This is a genomic window from Spongiibacter nanhainus (genome assembly GCF_016132545.1).
GTDB lineage: Bacteria > Pseudomonadota > Gammaproteobacteria > Pseudomonadales > Spongiibacteraceae > Spongiibacter > Spongiibacter nanhainus.
The window spans coordinates 2,588,153-2,610,801 of sequence record NZ_CP066167.1; the positions used below are offsets into that span (position 1 = coordinate 2,588,153).

Annotated in this window: 18 protein-coding genes; 8 read left to right on the plus strand and 10 right to left on the minus strand. The window is 57.7% G+C overall.

Features of this window, described 5'->3' with window-relative positions; all coding sequences use genetic code 11:
* Positions 1 to 44: 44 nt before the first annotated feature.
* Together bluB and I6N98_RS11880 are read left to right on the plus strand one after the other, a co-directional pair.
* The gene (gene bluB, locus I6N98_RS11875; protein WP_198568568.1) at positions 45 to 734 is read left to right on the plus strand and encodes a 5,6-dimethylbenzimidazole synthase; all 690 of its coding nucleotides are present in this window, start codon (positions 45 to 47) and stop codon (positions 732 to 734) included.
* Between the two features lie 72 nt (positions 735 to 806).
* Positions 807 to 2,249 carry a cobyric acid synthase gene (locus tag I6N98_RS11880; protein ID WP_198568569.1) on the plus strand — a complete coding sequence of 481 codons (1,443 nt, stop codon included), beginning with the start codon at positions 807 to 809 and terminating at the stop codon, positions 2,247 to 2,249.
* 3 nt (positions 2,250 to 2,252) lie between these two features.
* On the opposite strand, the gene I6N98_RS11885 is transcribed toward I6N98_RS11880, so the two are convergent.
* Together I6N98_RS11885 and I6N98_RS11890 are read right to left on the minus strand one after the other, a co-directional pair.
* Positions 2,253 to 3,833 carry a response regulator gene (locus I6N98_RS11885; RefSeq protein WP_198568570.1) on the minus strand — a complete coding sequence of 527 codons (1,581 nt, stop codon included), beginning with the start codon at positions 3,831 to 3,833 and terminating at the stop codon, positions 2,253 to 2,255.
* Positions 3,826 to 5,472 carry a PAS domain-containing sensor histidine kinase gene (locus I6N98_RS11890; protein ID WP_198568571.1) on the minus strand — a complete coding sequence of 549 codons (1,647 nt, stop codon included), beginning with the start codon at positions 5,470 to 5,472 and terminating at the stop codon, positions 3,826 to 3,828. The genes I6N98_RS11885 and I6N98_RS11890 overlap by 8 nt, the downstream gene beginning before the upstream one ends.
* Before the next feature lie 165 nt (positions 5,473 to 5,637).
* On the opposite strand from I6N98_RS11890, the gene imuA reads away from it, so the two are divergent.
* Genes imuA through recQ form a run of 4 tightly spaced genes read left to right on the plus strand, consistent with a single transcriptional unit; the run spans position 5,638 to position 13,152 of the window.
* Positions 5,638 to 6,420: a translesion DNA synthesis-associated protein ImuA gene (gene imuA / locus I6N98_RS11895; protein ID WP_198568572.1), complete on the plus strand. Its 783-nt coding sequence runs from the start codon at positions 5,638 to 5,640 to the stop codon at positions 6,418 to 6,420.
* Entirely contained in the window at positions 6,420 to 7,889 is a 1,470-nt protein-coding gene (locus tag I6N98_RS11900) for a Y-family DNA polymerase (protein ID WP_198568573.1), read from the plus strand. The genes imuA and I6N98_RS11900 overlap by 1 nt, the downstream gene beginning before the upstream one ends.
* A gap of 18 nt (positions 7,890 to 7,907) precedes the next feature.
* Positions 7,908 to 10,994 carry an error-prone DNA polymerase gene (locus I6N98_RS11905; protein WP_198568574.1) on the plus strand — a complete coding sequence of 1,029 codons (3,087 nt, stop codon included), beginning with the start codon at positions 7,908 to 7,910 and terminating at the stop codon, positions 10,992 to 10,994.
* A 37-nt stretch (positions 10,995 to 11,031) separates the two neighbouring features.
* Entirely contained in the window at positions 11,032 to 13,152 is a 2,121-nt protein-coding gene (gene recQ, locus I6N98_RS11910; protein ID WP_198568575.1) for a DNA helicase RecQ, read from the plus strand.
* A gap of 266 nt (positions 13,153 to 13,418) precedes the next feature.
* On the opposite strand, the gene I6N98_RS11915 is transcribed toward recQ, so the two are convergent.
* Together I6N98_RS11915 and I6N98_RS11920 are read right to left on the minus strand one after the other, a co-directional pair.
* Positions 13,419 to 13,826 (minus strand): PaaI family thioesterase, encoded by a 408-nt coding sequence (locus tag I6N98_RS11915; RefSeq protein ID WP_232787327.1) that lies wholly within the window; start codon positions 13,824 to 13,826, stop codon positions 13,419 to 13,421.
* Positions 13,816 to 14,349: a PaaI family thioesterase gene (locus I6N98_RS11920; protein WP_198568576.1), complete on the minus strand. Its 534-nt coding sequence runs from the start codon at positions 14,347 to 14,349 to the stop codon at positions 13,816 to 13,818. Before I6N98_RS11920 ends, I6N98_RS11915 begins: the two co-directional genes overlap by 11 nt.
* Positions 14,350 to 14,502: 153 nt before the next feature.
* Between I6N98_RS11920 and I6N98_RS11925 the strand changes: the two genes are divergently transcribed.
* Positions 14,503 to 14,931, plus strand: a complete 429-nt coding sequence (locus tag I6N98_RS11925; RefSeq protein ID WP_198568577.1) for an Hsp20/alpha crystallin family protein — start codon at positions 14,503 to 14,505, stop codon at positions 14,929 to 14,931.
* Positions 14,932 to 15,016: 85 nt separating this feature from the next.
* Here the strand turns inward: I6N98_RS11925 and I6N98_RS11930 are convergent, their stop codons facing one another.
* From I6N98_RS11930 to I6N98_RS11955, 6 genes are all read right to left on the minus strand, one after another.
* Positions 15,017 to 15,613 (minus strand): exonuclease domain-containing protein, encoded by a 597-nt coding sequence (locus I6N98_RS11930; RefSeq protein WP_198568578.1) that lies wholly within the window; start codon positions 15,611 to 15,613, stop codon positions 15,017 to 15,019.
* A gap of 11 nt (positions 15,614 to 15,624) precedes the next feature.
* Complete coding sequence (locus tag I6N98_RS11935; protein WP_198568579.1) at positions 15,625 to 17,484, minus strand: DUF294 nucleotidyltransferase-like domain-containing protein; 1,860 nt, start codon at positions 17,482 to 17,484, stop codon at positions 15,625 to 15,627.
* Positions 17,468 to 17,989 carry a hypothetical protein gene (locus I6N98_RS11940; protein ID WP_198568580.1) on the minus strand — a complete coding sequence of 174 codons (522 nt, stop codon included), beginning with the start codon at positions 17,987 to 17,989 and terminating at the stop codon, positions 17,468 to 17,470. The genes I6N98_RS11935 and I6N98_RS11940 overlap by 17 nt, the downstream gene beginning before the upstream one ends.
* 89 nt (positions 17,990 to 18,078) lie before the next feature.
* Complete coding sequence (locus I6N98_RS11945; RefSeq protein ID WP_198568581.1) at positions 18,079 to 19,812, minus strand: sodium:solute symporter family protein; 1,734 nt, start codon at positions 19,810 to 19,812, stop codon at positions 18,079 to 18,081.
* Positions 19,813 to 19,822: 10 nt separating this feature from the next.
* Positions 19,823 to 20,089: a DUF4212 domain-containing protein gene (locus I6N98_RS11950; RefSeq protein WP_198571645.1), complete on the minus strand. Its 267-nt coding sequence runs from the start codon at positions 20,087 to 20,089 to the stop codon at positions 19,823 to 19,825.
* A 113-nt stretch (positions 20,090 to 20,202) separates the two neighbouring features.
* The gene (locus I6N98_RS11955) at positions 20,203 to 21,516 is read right to left on the minus strand and encodes a DcaP family trimeric outer membrane transporter (protein WP_198568582.1); all 1,314 of its coding nucleotides are present in this window, start codon (positions 21,514 to 21,516) and stop codon (positions 20,203 to 20,205) included.
* Between the two features lie 324 nt (positions 21,517 to 21,840).
* Between I6N98_RS11955 and I6N98_RS11960 the strand changes: the two genes are divergently transcribed.
* Positions 21,841 to 22,494 (plus strand): response regulator transcription factor, encoded by a 654-nt coding sequence (locus I6N98_RS11960; protein WP_198568583.1) that lies wholly within the window; start codon positions 21,841 to 21,843, stop codon positions 22,492 to 22,494.
* The last annotated feature ends 155 nt before the right edge of the window (positions 22,495 to 22,649 follow it).

The following is a 22,649-nucleotide window of genomic DNA, read 5'->3' on the forward strand; positions in this document are numbered from 1 at the left end:
AGGGCGGACACCATTTCACCTGTCTTCCTATGCCAGGTTCTAATATGACTACGCCCGATCACAACACATTACCGCCGTCTAGCGACGCTTTCAGCGACGCAGAGAAACACGCGATCTATCGAGTTATTGCCGAACGCCGGGATATGCGCCACTTTTGCGATGGCACAGTCCCGACCGAAGTATTGCAACGCCTGCTCCGCGCTGCGCATCAGGCCCCCAGTGTTGGACTGATGCAGCCCTGGCGTTTTATTCGCATCGGGAAGCCCTCCCTGCGGGAAGCGCTTTATCAAGCCGTGCAAAAAGAGCGTGCGAAAACCGGCGAAGCATTGGGAGAGCGCGACCGGGAATTCTTGCGCCTAAAAGTCGAAGGTATCCGCGATTGCGCAGAGTTGTTGGTGGTGGCCCTGATGGATAATCGCGATCATCATGTCTTTGGCCGCCGTACGCTCCCCGAGATGGACTTGGCATCAGCTTCCTGTGCGATACAAAACCTGTGGTTGACCGCCCGAGCCGAGGGCTTGGGTATGGGCTGGGTATCCTTGTTTGAGCCTGAAGAGATGAAGTCTCTACTAAAGATGCCGCCGGGAAGTCACCCCATTGCCATACTGTGCCTGGGGCCTGTTGATGAGTTTTACCCACGGCCGATGCTGGAAATCGAGGATTGGGCGCAGCGGCAGCCTCTGGAGGAAATGATAATGGAAGATATCTGGCAGACCGAATCGGTGGACAGGTAAAGCGCTGTCCACCCTACCGTAGGGCGGACAGCGCTTTACCTGTCCGCCATGAAAACTCCACCCGAAAAGCTTATGACCAAAACACTGATGATCCAAGGCTGCACCTCCGATGCCGGCAAAAGCGTCGCCGTTGCCGGGCTGTGCCGGGTGCTGGCCCGCAAAGGAATCAAGGTCGCGCCCTTTAAGCCACAGAATATGGCCCTTAACAGCGCTGTCACTGCAGAGGGTGGCGAAATTGGTCGCGCCCAAGCTGTCCAAGCCCGGGCCTGCGGGCTAGCACCCCGCACCGACTTCAACCCAGTTTTGCTTAAGCCCAACAGCGACACCGGTGCCCAAGTCATCATCCACGGTAAGGCGCTGAACAACATGGAGGCGGCTGACTACCACGACTACAAACGCCGCGCCATGAATGCGGTGTTGGCCTCCCACCAAAGACTTGTCGATGAGTTTGACGCCGTAGTGGTGGAAGGCGCCGGCAGTCCGGCAGAGATCAACTTGCGGGAAAACGACATCGCCAACATGGGCTTTGCCGAGGCGGTGGATTGCCCGGTGATTCTCATTGCCGACATCGACCGCGGCGGCGTATTTGCCCACTTGGTGGGGACACTGGCGCTGCTATCTACCAGCGAGCAAGCCCGGGTTCGCGGCTTTATCATCAACCGTTTTCGCGGGGATATTTCCCTACTCCAATCCGGCCTCGACTGGCTGGAAGAGCACACCGGCAAGCCGGTACTCGGCGTACTACCCTACCTTCAGGATTTTCACCTGGAGGCAGAAGACGCCATTAGCTCACAGCAACATGTACAGGACTGTGCACTCAATGTTGCTGTACCAGTGCTGTCTCGTATCAGCAACCATACCGACTTTGATGCACTGCGACTCCATCCCCAGGTGAACTTGCAGTTTGTTGGCCCCGGGCGGCCAATACCCTCCAGTGATTTGGTTATCCTCCCCGGCAGCAAAAATACTCGGCGCGATCTGGATTTTTTGCGCAGCAATGGCTGGGACAAGGACATTCAACGCCACCTGCGCTACGGTGGAAAATTAATGGGCATCTGTGGCGGCTTTCAAATGCTGGGTAACGTGGTCCATGACCCACAGGGTATTGAGGGCGAGGCAGGCAGTACGCCAGGGCTCGGTTACCTGGATTTTGAAACTACGCTGAAAGACAAAAAACGATTGCAACAAGTGCGAGGTCAGTTATTCAACAGCGGCAGTACCGTAACCGGCTATGAGATTCATGCCGGCATCAGCGAAGGTCCTGCACTGCAATCGCCACTGGTAAAAATGGATAGTCGTGTTGATGGCGCGCAGAGTGCTGATGGACAAATTATCGGCAGCTATTTACACGGTATTTTTGATCACAACGATGCCCGGCAGTCACTGCTGAGCTGGGCGGGCTTATCCAAGGGAAAGCGCTTCGATTACGACGCGCTGATAGAGCGCAATATTGATCGCTTGGCCGACTGTTTTGAAGAGCAGCTGGATATCGAGGCAATGCTGTCCTGGCTGTGAATGTTAAGCTGCAGCTCCCCGGTCGCGGAGATACCAACGCTCATGGATCGCCAAGATCTCATCGATGCGTTGTTCAAATATTTTCACTAGCCTTGGATCAAACTGTTTGCCGGACTCGCCAGAAACATAGGCCAAAACCTCTTCCATAGGCCAGGCTTTCTTGTAAACCCGGTCGGTGCTCAGCGCATCAAATACATCGGCCAATGCGGTAATCCGACCAAACAGAGGGATATCCGTGCCAGCAGCACCCTTGGGGTAGCCCCCACCATCCCAGCGCTCATGGTGGCTACCCACAGTTAAACCCGCCGTTGCCAGCAGTTCACCGGTTTGCTCACTTAAAATAGCCACACCGCGTTCGACATGCGTTTTCATCCGTGTGCGCTCTTCATCGGTGAGCCGGCCCGGCTTATTGAGAATTTCATCGGGGATGGCGATCTTACCAATGTCATGCATGGCAGCAGACATTCTCAGCATATCCAACTCGTGCTCATTCAGCCCCAGCCCCTGCCCTATGATACTCGCGTACTCGGAAACCCGGCGCACATGATTATGCAGTTCCTTAGAGCGCTCCTCCACCGTCGCACTCAAAAGCATTACCAGCTTGCGCTGACTTTCCACAATTTCCCGATACATCACTTGGTTTTCAAAGGCAATGCCGACATTTCGACAAAACAATTCGATCAAGCTGCGATCCGCCGATGAAAAAGGCTCATCACTACAAAGATAGATCACACTCTGATGGCCACTGCGGGAGGGAAAGTGCGCCGCAAAATAGCCATCGCCAAAACAGGGCTTCCCGTTTTTCATAGCACTTCGAATATGACCCACTGCCTCAACTGACAATACATTTTCAATCGCCTGCCCTTCGACATCCCGGTCCTCTCCTGAGGTCGCCGTCACAATCAGATGGGCCGGATCGTCATCATTGAAGGCGTCATCACTGACACCGGCGGCCAAGCCCTTAACAATAACTGCCTCGTGAGAAGCATAAAGCAGCGCCGCCAGTTGCGTGAGTACCCCCCGAGCAAAATGGTTAAGGGACTGACTTTCAAAAATACTTGCCGAGGCATCAATCACCTTCTCCAGCCCCATGCGGTTTTGCTTTAAGGCCATCAGTTCGCGATAGTGGTTGAGGCTGGTATGCATCAAGGTATGCATTTTTTTTGTGGTGAGTTCGGTTTTTTCCTTGTAATCGTTAATATCGTAGCGGGTCACTACTTCCTGTTCCGGCGCCTGCCCCGGCTGACCAGTGCGCAGAATCAAGCGCACATCGTGGTTTTTGAGCTCGTCTCGAATACGCTCCACCGCTTTCAAGCCGGCGTGTTCGTCCTCCATCACCACGTCCATGAGCACCAGCGCAATATCCGGCTGATTCCGCATGATCTCCACAGACTCCCGGCCGGTATAGGCATGCAGCAGTTCAATAGGACGACTGTGTACCACCATGTTACCAAGGGAGAGTTTGGTAACCCGATGAATCTCTTCCTCGTCATCGACGATCAAAACTTTCCAGGGTTTGGTTTCCGATTTCGAGCTGTTGTTTTGTTCATCGGCAAACAGCAAGTCGTCGTCTTTATCAAACATGATCCTGTCCTCTTTCACCCTCGGTTGCTGTATGTTCAGCTTTTTCTTTGATTGAGCGGGGTAATCGGATGGTAAATTTGGTCCCGGTATCAGGCGAACTGTGCACAGAAATATGGCCGCCCAGAGTTTGATGCACGAGACTAAAGACAATGTGCAGCCCCAAGCCACTGCCGCCTTGTCCACGTTTAGTGGTAAAGAAAGGATCAAAAATCTTGGAGAGATACTGCTCGGGAATGCCCTGCCCATCGTCGCTGTAGGTCAGTGTAATGCCGTCGGCATCCTGGTCGGCGGCAATGGTCATAGTGCCATTATCACCCTCTAAAAAGGCGTGGGTCAGGGAGTTCACAATCAGATTGGTCAGTACTTGGGACAGCGCACCAGGCACTGTGTCCATCTCAATACTGTCGTCGCAGTCCACCTCAATGCGATGACCGGTATGCTTATACTTGGGCCGGAGGCTGGTCAGCAGCTCTTCAATATACCCCGCCAAACCAATTTTGCGATGCTCATCACTGGACTGATCCACGGCCACTTTTTTAAAGCTTTGTACCAAGTCTGCCGCGCGCTGCAGGTTGTTAAGCAGAATGTCGGAGGACTCCTGACAGTGCTCCAAAAAGCTGTTAAAGCGGCTCTTGGTCAAGGTTCCGGCTTCGATGTCTTTCTGGATAGTATCGACTTGGTCGCTTAGAAAGGATGCCGCCGTAACACCCACCCCGATGGGGGTATTCACCTCGTGGGCAATCCCCGCCACCAGGCCGCCTAAAGAGGCCAATCGTTCACTCTGCACCAGTTGCGCCTGGGTATCCCGCAGCCGTTGCAGCGCCTGCTGGGTCTCCTCGATTTGCGCCTGCAACTGCGCCTCGGCTTTTTTACGCTCGGTAATATCGCGGATAATACCGGTGTATTTTCGCTGGCCAGCTATGCGCATTTCGCTGACCGCCAACTCAATAGGGAAAACACTGCCGTCTTTACGCAGGGCCTCGGCGACGCGGCCAATACCGATAATTTTTCTTTCACCGGTACGCCGGTAGTTCTCCAGATAACCGTCGTGGGCGCTGCGGTGAGGCTCTGGCATCAGCATGGCAATATTCTGCCCACACAGTTCTTCGGATTTATAACCAAATAGATCTTCGGTAGCCGGGTTTACCGTCTCGATGGTGCCGACCGGGTCGATCACGATAATACTGTCTACTGCGGTTTCGACGATGGCGCGAATCCGTGCCGCCTGATCGTGCAGCGCCGACTCCTGACGTTTGCGCTCACTGATATCGATAATGGAGGCAATGACGTAGATGCCGCTGTCAGTTTTGATGGGGTTGAGCCCGACTTCCAAGGGGATTTTTCGGCCGTCGCTGGTTTGGCCGTAGAGATCGCGCCCGGCCCCCATTGCCCGGGTACCGGGAGAGTTCATAAACGCGGCCCGCATTTGCGGGTGGCGCTCTCGTACTTCGTCGGGAAGCAGCATTTCGATAGATTGCCCCAGCAGAAACTGCCGGGGGTAATCGAACAGGCTCTCGGTGCGGGCATTGACGTAAATCATACGGCCCTCGGCATCCACCACGATCATGGCCTGAGGAGCCGCCTCCACCATTAGCCGGTAACGATCCTCTTCGGAGACTGGTGCTTCCAGCGCCTTCATAGCGTTCAATCCGTTAAGTCAATGGGCATAGCTAAACCACGCTGCCGTTGTTAATTCACACTTGTCGACATTCTGTACCGAATATTGTTTGCCTCTACCCACCGTATTGACATCCGCACATGTTCGTATACTGTATATATAAACAGTATTTGATATTTTACCCCTATGTCATCAAGCCCCCTGCAAACATTGCTGGACCGACACCAGCTCTGGCGTGCCGGCCTGACCTCAGCCCCCGACAAATCCGGTCTACACACCGGTTTTGCCGCGCTGGATGCCGCCCTGCACCTGGGGGGCTGGCCGCCGGATGGCTCCACAGAATTGCTCTGTGATCAGTTGGGCATAGGCGAACTGTGGCTGCTGATGCCAAGCTTGGTGGAACGCAGCCAACACGGCCCCATTGCCTGGATCAATCCACCCTGTACCCCCAATATCGCCGCCTGGGAGCATCACGGACTCGCCGCCCACCGGCAATTGCTGCTCAGCCCCAAACTGCTGGCCGACCAGTTATGGGCGGCGGAGGAGATACTGCGCAGTGGCGTGTTCAGCGCCGTGTTGAGCTGGTTTTCCTGCCGCGAGTTGCAAGACCGTCAGTTGCGGCGGCTGCACGTGGCCGCCAAGGAAGGGCAGTGCTGGCACCTACACTTTCGCTCCGGTCACTGCGCCCAGCAGGTCTCCCCCGCTCCGCTGCGTCTGCAATTAGCGGCGGAGACAGACAGCCTGCTGCTGCGTGTTATCAAACAGCCCGGTGGACCGGCAGCACCGGAGTTACTGTTGGCCCGCCCCAAGGAGCTATACCATCGGCAGCGGCCAGTTAAGGACTGGCCCAGCTTCACCAGTGTCGACCTGGCACAGCACGGCACCAGCCGGCGGCGCCTGCGGCTTATACCCGCCCTTCAACCGGCGCGGCCCACTCCCATCCGCACGGACCAGCGCGGTGTACAGTGATGCTGTGGTTGTGTCTGCGCCTACCCCGGCTGCCGCTGGAGTGCCTCCCCCCCGGTCCGGAAAACACCGCCCTCGCCGTGATCGAGGACGACGGTGTGATGATGGCCAATCCTCTCGCTGCCCAATCGGGGGTCGCCCCAGGCCAATCCATCCAGACCGCCCGCAGCCTGTGCGGCCAACTGCACTGTCTGCAGCGAGACCCCGCATTAGAGCAGGCACAGCTGCGGCGCATTGCTCTGTGGGCTTACCGCTTTAGTGGCACGGTCAATATCGCTGCCCCCGACGCGGTGGTCATGGAGCTGGCCAGTTCACTGCGCCTGTTCCGCAATCTGGCCCGGTTGTACCGGCGCCTGATCCGCGCATTTCGGCAGCGGCAATTGACGGTCTACAGCGCGGTGGCCGACACGCCTCTGGCCGCCGAGTGGCTAAGCCTTAGTAACCCAAGCCTGAAAAACCTGGTCAACGCCGAGGGCGAGCTGCAGCGACCGGCGCTGGCGCAAGCACTGGCGGCCCTGCCCGTCGCTCGACTGCCCTTTGCCCCCGCCACCCAGGAAATGTTGCACAACCTGGGCTTGACCACCCTGGGTCAACTTCAAGCTCTGCCGCTGGCGTCGTTAAACCAGCGCCTGGGCCCGGAGCTGGGCCGGGACTTACAGCGTCTACGGGGAGACTTGCCCGACCCCAGAGAGCCCTTTTTGCCCGCCGAGACCTTCTCGGCACAGCGTCACTTTGAAGGCGGTTTGAACAGTACCGAGCAGCTGCGCTTTCCGGTCGCCTCGCTGCTGGACGAGCTCAAGCTGTATTTGCAGTGCCGCCAGTGTCTGAATCGGGACCTGCACTGGCAGTTCGACTTTCTCGATGGCGGCCGGGATGCCCTGACCCTGGAGTTGAGTCACCGCCACTTTAATAAGGCCGATGTGCTGGAGCTGACCATGCTGCGGCTGGAAAGCCTGGTACTCCCGGGCCCGGTGGAAACTCTGACCCTGTCCTGCGAGCATTTCTTTGCGCTGCAAGCACCGCCCCGGGGCTTGTTTGACAGCGCCGCGACCCGCCAGCAGGATCGACTGCCAGCCTTGCTGGATAAGCTGCGCTTACGTCTAAGCGCAGAGGCTGTGGCTCAATACCTTCCCGTCGATGCGCACCTGCCAGAGCTGGGCTGGCAATCGGCAGCGGCCTCTCCGGGCGCTCTACTGCAAACACTCGCTCCTTCAAATGCATCATCATCTCAGCAAAGCCTCCGCCCCGGCTGGCTAGTGCACCCTCCTCAGGCAATCACTCAACGCGGCGGGCAGTTGTACTGGCGCGGCGCGCTGCAATTACTGCAGGGCCCGGAGCGACTGGACAGCCACTGGTGGCAGCAACGCCAGGCCCGGGACTACTACATTGCCCGCCACGACGATGGCCGCCTGTGCTGGCTGTACCGGGACGGTCTTACCCGCGCCTGGTACTTGCACGGCTTTTTCGCCTAGCGCGGTTCAAACACCCTGATGACTTACGCCGAACTGCACTGCCTGAGCAACTTCAGTTTTCTACGGGGCGCCTCCCACCCCGGTGAACTGGTGGCCCGGGCCGATGAACTGGGCTACCGCGCCATTGCCATTACCGACGAGTGCTCACTGGCGGGCATTGTGCGGGCCTGGAATGAGGCCCGGGAGCGGGATATAAAACTGATCTGCGGTGCCGAGTTTTATCTTGAGGAGGGCTTTCACCTGGTATTACTGGCGCCGGATCGCCGCGCCTATGCTGAACTCTGCGCGTTGATTAGCCAGGCCCGCCTGCACAGTGCCAAGGGCGAGTACCGCCTCGACCTTCGACAGCTGCGGCTGGGCTGCCAGCGCTGCCTGGCGATCTGGCGGGCCGATGCCCGGCAGCTAGTCAGCGAGGACTGCGACTCACTACTGGCGCAGTTTAGCGATCGTTTATGGCTGGGCTTTAGCGTCCACCACCAACAGCGGGTAGAAGACCACTACCTGCATCTCTACGACTTTGCCCACCAACACCGACTGCCGATGGTGGCTTGCGGTGGCGTTTTGATGCACGAGCGCCACCGCAAGCCACTTCAGGATGTGCTCACTGCAATACGACTAAAATCAACCGTTAGCAAATTGGGTACACAACTTTTATGTAATAGCGAAGCCTTTTTAAAGCCCATAGAAGAGCTCCAACAGCGCTACCCTCTCGCGCTACTGGAAGAGAGCTGCCGCATCGCCGATCGCTGCCATTTCCAACTGGACGAGCTGAGCTACCAGTACCCCGAAGAGGCCCTCCCACAGGGGCAGAACCCCACCAGCTTTCTACGCAGGCTGACCTACGACGGCGCCCGACAGCGCTGGCCCAAAGGCACCCCGGATAAAGTCCGGGAGCAAATAGAACGGGAACTGGCGCTGATAGCGGAGCTGGAGTACGAACACTACTTTCTCACCGTACACGATATTGTTCAGTTTGCCCGCCAGCAGCATATCCTCTGTCAGGGGCGGGGCTCTGCAGCCAACTCGGCGGTGTGTTATTGCCTGTTTATCACCGAGGTAGACCCAGAGCGCAGCCAGCTGTTGTTTGAGCGCTTCATTTCCCGGGAGCGCAAGGAGCGTCCCGATATCGATGTCGACTTTGAGCACGAGCGACGCGAGGAAGTCATCCAATATATTTACCGCAAGTACGGCCGTCGCCACGCCGCCCTCTCCGCCACCGTGATTACCTACCGCCTGCGCAGTGCCATCCGCGACGTGGGCAAGGCTATGGGACTGGATCAAGACTTTATCAATCGGCTGATGGAAAACCTGGCCTGGTGGGACAAACCCAAGGATCTGGAACAGCGTCTGCAAAGTGGCAGCCTCGATATCGGCAGTCGCATTGCTCGGGACTTTATGACCTTGGTGGTGACGCTGATGGGCTTTCCCCGTCACCTGTCTCAGCATGTGGGCGGCTTTGTCATCGCCAAGGAGCCCATCGCCACCCTGGTGCCCCAGGAAAACGCCGCCATGGCTGAGCGCACAATTATTCAGTGGGACAAGGACGATCTGGAATCCCTGGGCATGATGAAGATCGATATTCTCGCCCTGGGCATGCTCAGCGCCCTGCGCAAGAGCCTCGACTATATCAGCGACAGCCTCGGCGCCCCTTTTAGTCTGCAGGACATCCCCGGCCGGGATCCGGCCACCTATCAGATGCTGTCCCGAGCCGACAGCATCGGCGTCTTCCAGGTGGAATCCCGGGCCCAGATGACCATGCTGCCCCGCCTACAACCCCGCCACTTTTACGACCTGGTAATCCAGATCGCCATTATCCGCCCCGGTCCCATCCAGGGCGGCATGGTGCACCCCTTTCTGCGCCGCCGTCAGGGCCTGGAGCCGGTGGTCTACGAAAACGACGAGCTCAAAGGCGTGCTGGAGCGCACGCTGGGCATTCCCATTTTCCAGGAGCAGGTGATTCAACTGGCCATGGTGGCCGCCAACTTTAGCGGTGGCGAGGCTGACCAGCTGCGCCGGGCCATGGCCAGTTGGGGCAAAAACGGCAATCTGCTGAGCTTTCGCGACAAGCTGGTCGACGGCATGGTGGCCAATGGCTACGACGCCGAGTTTGCCGAGCGGCTGTTTAGCCAGATGAAGGGCTTTGGCGCCTACGGCTTTCCGGAATCCCACTCCGCCAGCTTCGCCCTGCTGGCCTACGCTTCGGCCTGGATCAAGCGCCACTATCCCGCTGAGTTTTTTTGCGGCCTGCTCAACAGTCTGCCGATGGGCTTCTACGCCCCCGCTCAACTGATACAGGACGCCAAACGTCACGGCGTAGAGATTCGCGCCATCTGCATCAACCACAGCCACTGGAATCACCAGCTGGAGTACGGCGCCAGCCAGCCGGCCCTGCGCCTGGGCCTGCGGCTGGCCAAAGGCCTGCAACAGGACAGCGCCGAGCGACTGTGTGCCGAGCGGCAGCGGGGACTGTTTACCTCCCCCGAAGACTTCACTGCCCGGGTGCCCCTAAACAAGGCCCAGCGCCAATGCCTGATCCGCGCCGACGCCCTGCACGGCTTTGAGCTGCACCGCTACCAAAGCCTGTGGCGGGTAGCCGCCATGGACAACACGCCGTCACTGACGCCGCCCCGCCAAAACCCTTTTGACGCCATTGAGCTGCCCGGCCCCGGCGAGTTCGAAGATATCCGCCACGACTACCGCTACACCGGCGTTAGCCTGCGCCGCCACCCCATGAAGGTGCTGCGCCGTCACCCGGCCTTTGGGGACTGTATCTGCGCCGAGCAATTGCCCGCACAGCGGGACGACAGCGCCGTCGGTATTGCCGGCCTGGTCACCTGCCGGCAGCGACCGGGCACTGCCTCCGGGGTATTGTTCCTGACCCTTGAGGACGAAACCGGCAACACTAACGTGGTGGTCTGGGCAGATTTGCAACAGCGCTTTCGGCGGGAGATTCTCACCGGCCAGCTGCTCAAGGTTCGCGGGCAGATGCAGAAAACCGCCAATCCCAGCCCCGGCGCGGTGCCGGTCATTCACGTGGTAGCCCGGCATATCAGCGAGTACAATGCCCTGCTGGAAATTGACGTGGCCTCCCACGACTTTCACTAGGGCCTATTCACACAAACCCGCCAGCGCACGGATGTCCATGACCCACAGCAGCCAGATGCCAGCCTCCACCAGCGACGCCCTGACGATCCTTCAGGACGTGTTTGGCTACGACGCCTTTCGCCATCACCAGGCCGCCATCGTTGACCATGTTAGCAGCGGCGGCGACGCCCTGGTGCTGATGCCCACTGGCGGCGGCAAATCCCTCTGCTATCAAATTCCGGCCATGCTGCGTGAAGGTACGGCCATTGTGGTATCGCCGCTGATCGCGCTGATGCAGGATCAGGTCGACGCCCTTAGCCAAAACGGCGTGCGAGCCGCCTGCCTCAACTCGGCAATGGGTTTTGAACACAGCGCCGCCACCGAGGCCGCACTGCGTCGGGGTGAACTGGACCTGCTCTATATGGCGCCGGAGCGGCTGTTGTTAGACCGCACTCTGGACCTGCTGGATAACTGCCAGATTGCCCTGTTTGCCATCGACGAGGCCCACTGCGTGTCCCAGTGGGGCCACGATTTCCGCCCCGAATATATCCAGCTGTCGGTGCTGCATCAGCGCTACCCCGATGTGCCCCGGGTCGCCCTGACCGCCACCGCCGACGGCCCCACCCGCCGGGAAATCATTCGCCGCCTGGAGCTGGACCGGGCGCGCATTTTCGAGAGCAGCTTCGACCGCCCCAACATCCGCTACCATATTGGTGAAAACACCGGCAACGGCCGTCAGCAGCTGTTGCGGTTTTTGCGCAGCGAGCACCCCGGCGACGCCGGCATCGTTTACTGCCTGTCCCGCAAGCGGGTGGACGACATCGCCGCCTGGTTGCAGCAGCAGGGGCTCAAGGCCCTGCCCTACCACGCCGGCCTCAGCAAGGAGGAGCGCAGTGCCAACCAGCAGCGCTTTCTGCGCGAAGACGGCATTATCATTGTCGCCACCATCGCCTTTGGCATGGGTATCGATAAACCTGACGTGCGCTTTGTGGCGCATTTGAACCTGCCCAAGAGCATCGAGGCCTACTACCAGGAAACTGGCCGCGCCGGTCGCGACGGCCTGGCTGCCAACGCCTGGATGCTCTACGGTCTGCAAGACGTAATTACCCTGCGGCAAATGCAAGCTGGCTCTCAGGCCGGCGAAGACCACAAACGCATCGAGCGCCACAAGCTCGACGCCATGTTGGGCCTTTGCGAGCTGACCGACTGCCGCCGCCAGGCGCTGCTTCGTTACTTTGACGAGGACGCGCCCGAGCCTTGCGGCAACTGCGACAACTGCCTGCAACCGCCAAAAACCTGGGACGCTAGCGTCGCCGCACAAAAGGCCCTGTCCTGCGTCTACCGCACCGGCCAGCGCTTTGGTGTCAATTATTTGATCGATGTACTACTGGGTAAAGACAACGAGCGTATCCGCCAGTTTAAGCACGACACCCTGTCCACCTACGGCATCGGTAGCGAACACAACGCCAATGCCTGGCGCGGAGTATTCCGCCAACTGATAGCCCGCGGCGTTCTGGAAGTCGACGTAGAGGGCCACGGCAGCCTCCATCTCACCGAAGCGGCACGCCCCATCCTGCGCGGCGAAGAGACCGTAAATCTGCGGGTGCAACCCAAGCCAAGCCGCCAACGTCGCGATCGGGACAGCGCCGTCGATCCAGCCTACAGCGCCCTGTGGGAGGCACTGCGGGAACACCGCAAAGCCTTGGCAGAGGAACAGGGTGTGCCCGCCTACGTCATCTTCCACGATGCAACCCTGATGGAAATGGCCGAACGACAGCCGCAAACCATGGAAGAGCTGGGCCACATCTCCGGTGTCGGACAGCGCAAGCTGGATCGTTATGGCGAGGGCTTTTTGGCAGTGATCCAAGACAATGCCGGACAAGCTGGCGTCAGCAATACCGTGGCGGAAACCCTGCGCCTGCTGGCAAACCACAGCCCCGACGCCATCGCCCAGCAACGCCAGCTAACCCCCTCCACCGTCTACGGCCACCTGGCGGAGGGGATAGAGAATGGCTTGCTCACACTGGAACAAGCCTTGCCACTACCGCAAGACGAACTAGACACCATACGACAGGCCATCAGTACCAGTGAGCAACGGCGGCTTAAACCCGCCTTTGATGCACTGGGTGGTCAGTACGATTACGGAGTATTGGCCTGCGTCCGCGCCGCTATGCCGTAGCTTGGGTTGCTAAACCCAACACTTAAAGCTGCGTAACGTCGGCCATTGTTGGGTTTTATGCTTCAACCCAACCTACATGCTACGGACTTCGGCCCTGGTTTCTTTTCCATTAGCTCATTACCGTCCATAGCCGTAATCCGTAAGTTGGGTTGCTAAACCCAACGATTGCCGACTCTATACCGCCCCGATTGTTGGGTTTAGCAACCCAACTTACAAGCTCCACCACCGGAAGCCAAACGAGGTGGGTATACAAAGCTGTGTCCACCCTACTCCTTGACCAAAAACTGGGCGCGGGCGGTAGCAATAGGTTTGGATTCATCGTCCTGCCAGGCGGTAATACCCACATTGATCATACGTCGACCAAGAAAGTGCAGCTGGCAACGGGCATAGGAGTCGGCAAATTTTCCGGAGCGCAGGTAGTCGACGCTGATATCAACGATCTTGGGAACCGACCTTGCTCCACTGTGGTGTATCACCGAGACGGTTGCGGCCATCTCCATAAAGCCGGCGATCAGGCCGCCGTGTAGAGCCGGTAACAAGGGGTTGCCGATATTGCTCTTGCGGCCGGGGAGCCTAAAACAATCGACCTCTTCTCCCGGCTCGATGCCGATCAAGCGGGCATAGGGGATTTGTTGTAATTGCTCGCGGATGGTTTGCTGACGATTAAATTTCACTGTTGGTATCTCCCCGCTTTTTCCGTCTCAGCGCCGAGGGAATGCCTTTACCCGCCCGAAAATGCGCCTGGAGATCGCTAAAGTGGTCATCCTTCATGCGGAAGAAATTGCCCACCGCTGTAGCAATGGGCCGATCTATATCACCGTGGTGAGCCCAGGCTCTGGCGAATAACACGTATTCGGTGCGGCGATAGATTTCAGCGTCGGCGTAGACGACCTCACCCGGCGTCGCTGGGCCCATGTAGTCGATACGCAGGTCAATGGTGGGGCACGCTCCCAGGCTCTCCAGGGCGGCGGCAGCGGCAAAACCACAGCAGGAATCCAATAGTGTCGAAATGGGGCCACCGTGAAGCACACCAGTCTCAGGATCCCCCACTAACTCTGGCTTCCAGGGCATTTTCATCGTGGCTCGGCCGTCGCCTACATTCAATAGCTCGAGCCCAAGAGCGGCAAAATGCCCCTCTGGCTCGGCATTAATAAAGGCCCGCAAAAAGGCCAAGAGCTCTTGTTGATCCGCTGCCATATTCATCCTCTTCCCAATCTACCGCCAAGTTTACCATTAGCGGCAAATGGACAGTTTTTTGATTTGCCTCAAGGTCATCACACGTGATCCGACTACACTCTTTATCAAGCCACATCGATGACAGACTTCATCGATAAGCACAGGAGAGTGACCATGAGCCTGCTACCGAGACATCCGCTGTTCCATTTTGATCGTCTGTTCGACGATTTTTGGTCGGCGAGAGGTGACAATGCCGAATCTCCGGATATGGCTTTTGTGCCTCGGGTCGACGTGACTGAAAAGCAGGACGGTATCGAAATTACCGCCGAATTACCCGGAGTAAAAAAAGAGGATATCAACATCAGTCTGGAGGACGGCATTCTAACGTTATCCGCCGAAAGTCATCAGCTTGATAAGGAAGAAAAAGACGGCAAAGTTATCCGCCAGGAAAGACGTTACGGACGATTTCTGCGTCGCTTTGAAGTGGGTAAAACCGTTTCAGAGGACGACATTAATGCCAAGTTTGAGGACGGCGTACTGACACTCAGCGCGCCCAAAGTTCGGGAAATCTCGCCACAGAGCAAACGCATTCCCGTCCAGTAATACCCACCCCGCGTATTCTCGCGACCTTGCCCTCCTTAAGTCTCCGCGGAGGGCTTTTTTATTTCTATGACTCACTGTGTCACAGCTAACCTCGCCGCGATGCGATGGCCAGATACAATTCTGCCGTTGCAATAGCATCGTTGAGTGCGTGATGTGCCGGATAGTCCGGCAGCCCATAGCGCCGTCGGCACGTGGCCAAGCGCAGCGCCCCGGTCTCCAAGCTGTCCTGATGCCGGGTTAGCTTGGTCTTTTCCAACTCCAAGGTATCAATAGCTGGCAACAGAAGCGGTGCGTTAAACAGACGACGGCTCGCCGAATTGAGAAAGTCCCTGTCAAGGGCACCACCGTGAAAAAGCAGACGACGCCCGTCCGCCGCCTCCAGAAAACTGGACATAACCTGCTCCAGCGTTGCCCCCCCGCCGCGGTCGCAGTCTCGGATACCGTGAAACTGGGCGCTTTGCCCCACACTGCGATTGGGTCTCAGCACCGAGTGACGGGCGCTGCTTAACACCACTTCTTGCCCATCAATGGCAACCCAGGCTGCGCTGACGATATCGCCATCGTCAGACGACAGTGAGGATGTTTCCAAGTCTACGGCTAGCAGGGCATCGCTGGTGAGAGGTTTCCGCCACAGTGTTACCAAGCGCGGATCAGCACGCCGGCGAAACCAAAATCGCTGCACGGCGAGGAGCACTATAACCCCGGCCGATAACGCATACGCGCCGAGGTTTGCGCGTCATTCACTACCGCAAAGGCATCTTTGAGATAGCCCCGCTGCAATTTGCCCAAGGATTTGGGGTCGAGGTAGTTGGAGGGTGCGTCTCCAGCTAGCAATTGCTCAACCTGGGCTTCCAGGCGAATTTGGGTAATCAACGTCAGGGCGTCCTCAAGGTTGCGACTGTCTGCCAGTGCCATAACCCCGGCCTTGGTCAGCGCCTGTAAGCGTTGATGGGTATTGACCGCGTCGATGCCGTGGGCCAGCGCGTGAAGCCGCGCCAATTCGACAATTGGCAGCACGCCGCGTTTTTTCAGGTTGAGGGTATCGTGGTGATCGCCGCTGCGCTCGAGAATAAAGCGCCGCAGTACACCCAGCGGTGGCCGGCTGGCCAGGGCATTTTCAGCCAACGCCGCCAGAAAAATACTGTTGTTCTGGGTCGAGGCCAGCATGTGGGCCTGGAGCTTTTGACATAGCGATGCACTGCCGTGAATTGCCCGCAGGTCAAAAAAGATACTGACCCGCATAACGGCGTCTGGCGTCGGCGCCTTCAGCCAGGCATCCACGGTCTGACACCAGCTTGACAGGCGCTGACACCACTCCGGCGATGTGGCCATCACGCCGCCGGGGCAATATATATAGCCGCAGGCATCGAGGCCATCGGAAACATATTTCGCCAGTTTGGCAAACCACGGCAGTGCCTCGTCTACCACACTGTCCGCGATCAGCAAGCCATTATCCTGATCGCCACCGAGCAGCTGTTCGCCCCGGGCCTGGGAACCAAATCCCAGCCAACAGTACTCCCCGGGAGCCGGTCCCAATTCCGCCTCGGCCAACGCGATCAAACGCCGCGCTACCGCGTCGCTCACTGCGGTGGTCAGTTGTGTCACCTGAGTGGCGGGCATTTCGGCACCGACCCAGGCGGCGACCAGTGCCGGTAATTTTTTGAGGTGGGCCTGCATGGCGGCAACATCGGGCATGCGCATCAGTCGCTGCACAAAGTAGACCGGGTCGTTCTCCCGGGCGACATTAATGTCGGAGGTGGTCAACATCCCCACCGCCTGTCCCGTCTCGTCAGTCACCGGTAGGTGATGGATGCCGGACTGCGTCATGGTGAGCACCGCATCAAACAGGGAGTCGTCCGGCGACAAACTGACGATACTGGATGACATACAGGACCATATCGTCGCACGACCATCCAGTTCCGCCGCGAGAATGCGGCTGCGAAAGTCCCGATCGGTGACGATGCCTATCAGTGTATTGCCTTGGGCAACCAGGGCCGAGGATACCCGTCTTTCTGTCATCGCCTGGGCGACCCGGCACACGCTGTCTTCCGGCAGTACCACAAGCGGGTCTCTGGACATCGCCGACGATACCGGCCCCAGCAGATAACTGGGCTGCTCGCTGTGCCTTGCCGCCTGTCGCAAACGCCGACGGCTTTGCGCACGGAAGAAACGATCGATATGCCGGTGGCTGCCACACAGCGCCTGATAGGCCGGATAGTCCAGCCGATAGACCAGCACGTCTTCGGCACTGCGGTAACGAGAATCCTTGGGTCGCTCGGCCTGAGGCCGCAATAAAAAACTGTCGCCCTCTTCCAAATGCTCGAGCCGGTTCCCTTCCAGGTCCACCCGATCTACCGCGCCAGAGCGCAGCACATACAAGCCGTCGGGGGCATCGTCGCCCTCAAAAACGCGATTGGCGGGGTAGTAACGCACACCCATCTCGCCGGCGCACTGGCGGCGTTGCTCGTCGGATAAGCTGTCGAAGGGAAGGCAATCGGCCAGGAATGCCTCGATCAAATCCAGCTCCGGATTGACTTCAGTCGTCTGCGCCATTTTCACGGAAATCCTTACCAAAACTGGTTTGGTACTCGGTAAAGGTCAACCCTGTATCACCGTAGTAAATGCTGCCTTCGGCCACCACCACCAAACGCAACTCCGGCGCCTCACCCTGGGGCAACGATGTTTGCAAAGTCCAGCTGCGTTGATCGCTGCTGTCGGCATCCATATCCACCGGCGGGTAGGACGCGCTGGCATTGGGGGCAATGGCCACCTTGGCGCCTTCCAAAGGAAATTCGGACTGCAGTTGAAGTTTCAATACTCGCTCTGAGCGAAATGCTGGCACTAACTCAACTTTAAAGTTGCCATTTTTCAGGGTGCAACGGCCACTTTTGTAACGGCAATTGGAGGCTGCCACCAACTCGTAGCTCTGCCCTTCTACCGCTTTGACCGGTGGTTCTGATACCGCGCTATCAACCGCAAAATACGCCAGGATGGCCAGTATCGGAGCGATAATCATCGCCACGACAACGTGCTTGTTAGTCAGAAACGATCCCGCCATTATCGATTTATCTCTATTTTAGAATGAAAAAAGGCAGGGAATTCCCTGCCTTATTGGTTGTATCACAGATCATCGGTCGATGCCGTCAATCAGTGGTCGCTGGCCGCATTTACGCCAGTGGGCACACGGATGTCTTCCACCAGCTCCTGGATGTGCTCCGGCGGCGCCTTGGTCATACCGGAGACCACATAGGCCACAGCAAAGTTGACCACCGCGCCCACTGCACCGAAGGCGTTGGGCTCAATGCCCAGGAACCAGTTTTCTGGCATATCACCCAGGAAGGAGGTGCTGGCCACAAACATAATGCCTTTGTGCTGGAACACGTACAGCAGGGTTACGGTGATACCGCCCACCATGCCGGCGATGGCGCCTTCTTTATTAATGCGGGGGCTGAAGATACCCATCATCAGTGCCGGGAAGATCGACGAGGCTGCCAGACCAAATGCCAGGGCCACCGTCCCTGCGGCAAAATCCGGCGGATTGAAGCCCAGATAGCCAGCCAGCGCAATGGCACCGGCCATAGCGACCCGCCCCGCTCTCAGCTCGGCCTTCTCCGATATCTCCGGCATAAATACCCCTTTAAGCAAGTCGTGGGATATCGATGAGGAGATCGCCAACAGCAGACCCGCCGCAGTCGACAGTGCCGCCGCCAAACCACCGGCAGCCACCAGGGCGATAACCCAGTTGGGCAGCTTGGCGATTTCGGGGTTGGCCAAGACCATAATGTCGCGGTCTACTTTCACCATTTCATTGGTCGTTGCATCGGCGGTGTACTGGATACGGCCGTCGCCATTTTTATCTTCAAACTCCAGCAGGCCGGTTTGCTCCCAGTTTTTAAACCACTGAGGACGCTCCTCGTAAGCGAGGTTCTGCTCAGCGTTGGGCGGCGTGATGGTGTTGTGGATATTGAGGCGAGCCATAGCGGCAACAGCCGGTGCAGTGGTGTAAAGAATAGCGATAAACACCAGCGCCCAACCGGCAGAGGTCCGCGCATCTTTTACCTTAGGTACAGTGAAGAAGCGGATGATAACGTGAGGCAGGCCCGCCGTACCGATCATCAGCGACAGGGTGTACACAAACATGTTGAGCGTACTGCCCCGCACATTGTTGGTGTAATCGGCAAAGCCCAGCTCCGTTATTACCTGGTCTAGCCGATCCAGCAGATACACATCCGTGCCCGTCAGGGTACTGCCCAACCCCAGCTGAGGCAGAGGGTTACCGGTCAGGTGCAGAGAAATGAAAATAGCGGGAATGGTATAGGCCAGAATCAGTACACAGTACTGGGCAATCTGGGTGTAGGTAATCCCCTTCATGCCGCCGACAACCGCGTAGACGAAAACGATGGCCATACCCACCAGCAAGCCCACCTCGTAGCTTACCTGCAGGAAGCGGGAGAACGCCACGCCGACACCTTTCATCTGCCCGATAACATAAGTTGTCGAGATAATGATCAGGCACACCACTGCCACTATACGGGCAGTGCGGCTATAGAAGCGGTCACCGATAAATTCCGGCACGGTAAACTTGCCGTATTTGCGCAAGTAAGGCGCCAGGAACATCGCCAATAGCACGAAGCCACCGGTCCAGCCCATCAGAAAGACCGAGCCACCGTAGCCCATGTAGGCGATCAGGCCGGCCATGGAGATAAATGACGCCGCACTCATCCAGTCCGCAGCGGTCGCCATACCGTTGGCAACAGGGTGTACCCCACCGCCTGCGACATAAAAGTCTTTGGTCGAACCGGCGCGGCTCCAGATCGCGATGCCAATGTAAATCGCGAAAGTAAAGCCGACGACGATATAAGTCAGTGTTTGCAGTTCCATGGTAAAGCCCTCAAACGTCGTCTACGCCGTATTTACGGTCGAGTTGCCCCATCTTGCGGGAGTAAACAAAGATCAACACCACGAAGGTGTAAATCGACCCCTGCTGGGCAAACCAGAAGCCCAACCTGTAACCGCCAATCTGGATATTGTTGAGCAGGTCGAACAGCAAAATACCGCAGCCGTAGGACACCACAAACCAGATGATCGACAGGATTAACATGAGCCGGAGGTTTTCTCTCCAATAGGCCTGGGCCTGCTCTTTGCTTTTAAACGCCATCATTATTCTCCTTACTGGTACAGTTTTATTCGCGCGTTTCGCGCAAAGCGGCGAGTGAAGCTTGATAATGAACCAGGTCAACCTTCACTCGCTATTGGACTTTAGTCAGGGGGCTAGAAAACGTATTTGACGCTGAACTGCAGACGATCCAGCTCACCGCTGTCGTCGCCGTTGACGTCACCTTCAATCGTTTTTTCGCCGTGAATCAGCTCGGCACCCAAGGTCAAAGCCGCCACCGGCGAGTACAGCAAGTTGGCGTGCACGCTCTGATAGCTCTTGGGTGTGGTCGCAGCCACAGTATCGGGGTTGTCGGCTGAACTGGCTGACAGCACCAAGCTGCTGCGCCACTTCGGCGACCAGGGGTGGCGATAGGCGATATAGCCACCCATCTGGTCGATCAACTCAATATCGCCGTTATCCTCGATCACGCCATCCCGGAAGCTTTGCAGCCCCATGTAACGGCCCAGGGCGTTACCGGCGTTGAGTTGGAATCGGATATCGTCCTGGCCCAGCTTCCAGGTACCAGCCAGAGCAAGTCCGTAGCCGATGGTGCTTTCGTCGCCTTCAACTGTCGCGCTGTTGCTGTCGGTGAAGGTTTGCTTGTAAGCAATTTCACGGGCCACCACCGACGCACTGTAAGACAAGTCGCCAGCGCTGCCGTTGTAGCGCAAGACCACGTCGGGCATGGCATTGTTGTCAAAGTTGCTGCCGCCGGCAGAGCTCCCCGCCTGACCATATAAACCGGTCGAGGGGTTCTCCAATGCCAACATGAAGGAATTACCGCCAGCCAAGCCATGGGTCCAACGCAATTGCGGCTGGCGCTCAAAGATAGTGCCCACCGGGCCCACGAAGTCGATGATATCTGGCAGCGTGCCGACGTTAAAAAATGTGCTCCAGCTCTGCCCCGCCAGCAGCGAGCTATTTTCATCGTACTGCCATTTGATGAAGGCATGGCGAAGCCGGTTGGCGGCTGAGTTGGAAATGCGTTCGTCGCCAGCCTGGTTTACACCAAAGTCCATCTCCAGGTGGGTAGAGATGGTGCCGGCATCAGTTTGAGTGCTGGTTTTAAACCAGATACGGGAGTGTTTGGCATGAACGTCGGTGTAAACGTCGCCGGAGTCACCGCCGATGGGGATTGTCGAGGGTACAAAGAAGTCATCCCCCACTCCGGCAGTGGCGCGGTCGCCGCCGCTGTAGTCGCTGGCGATGACGTCCAGCTTAATGTAGCCACCAAAACTGTAGTCCGTAGCACTTTGTTTAGCTTCTTTCTCTTCAGCCAGCGCCGCTTCCAGCCGGGCCACCCGCTCTTCAAGGGTTTCCGCCGCTGCCTGCAGGGGCGACATTGAAGCCAGCGCCACAGCGGCAGCCATAGGCAGGAGTGCCGCCAAGCGAGACTGATGAGTTTGTTTAGAATTATTGTCTTGCATCGTTATTATCTCCGGGTTGATGGGGATTCCCGGACTTTATAGTGCGATCTGGCGACGAGGCGTATTAGCCTTTAGTCAAAACTCGACCAAAGTCGACACCATTTTGTTCCCGGCGGGCCGTCTAGACCATGGTCTAATGGTCGCCGATCTTCAGCGCTGGCAAGATTTCTCCATCGTCAGTCAGTGACTGATGACAGCACCCCCCTATATCGACCATTCCTATGGGTCTGTTGCCTCGCGCTGCGGGGCTTTTTTATACTTATGGAGTGTGGCAAGCTCCCTAGTGCCCTAGACAACACTACAATAACCTTACGGCCATCAACTATGTCGTACCCCTGCTTCGTCATAGCCGACGATCACCCGCTGTTTCGTGCCGCATTGCGCCAGGCCCTCACTCACCAGTGGCCCGATGCCGATATCGCGGAAGTAGGTAACATTGATACCCTGCTGAGCCAAATCACCAGCCAACCCGATATCGATTTGCTATTGCTTGACCTGCAAATGCCAGGCGCACAGGGGTTTAGCGCGCTGATTCACCTGCAAAGTCAGCACCCCGAGATTCCTGTATTAATCGTATCGGCTTCAGAAACACCGGAAATCATGTGCCGGGCCATCGATCACGGCGCCAGTGGTTTTCTCCCCAAAAGCAGTTCCAGCGAGCAAATCAGCAACGCGGTCCAACAGGTCCTGTACGGCAAACGCTGGCTACCGGAAAATGTCCGCTACCAGGCGCAGCCCAAAGGCGAGGAACATAATGTCGCTAACGTCATCGCCAGCCTGACACCGCAACAATTCCGGGTGGCCAGTTACCTGGTACAGGGACTGCTCAACAAACAAATCGCCTGGGAGCTTCAGGTGACGGAAGCCACTATTAAGGCCCACATCACCGAAATTTTCCGCAAGTTAGGGGTCCATTCCCGTACCCAAGCCGTGCTGATGCTGAGCCAGTTGGACGTGCAAACCAGCCAGGCCTCCTAGTGCCCCACCGTGGCGGCTGCAATCCGCCACCAAATTTCCTATTCCCGCCCCCCGCACCTCGCAGCCATCGCCAACATTTGCTAAATTCGACTCTCTCACCATGGAAGTCGGCCTCGCTACCGACTTGCCGTAGCCAAATTGCCGTATTTACAGGG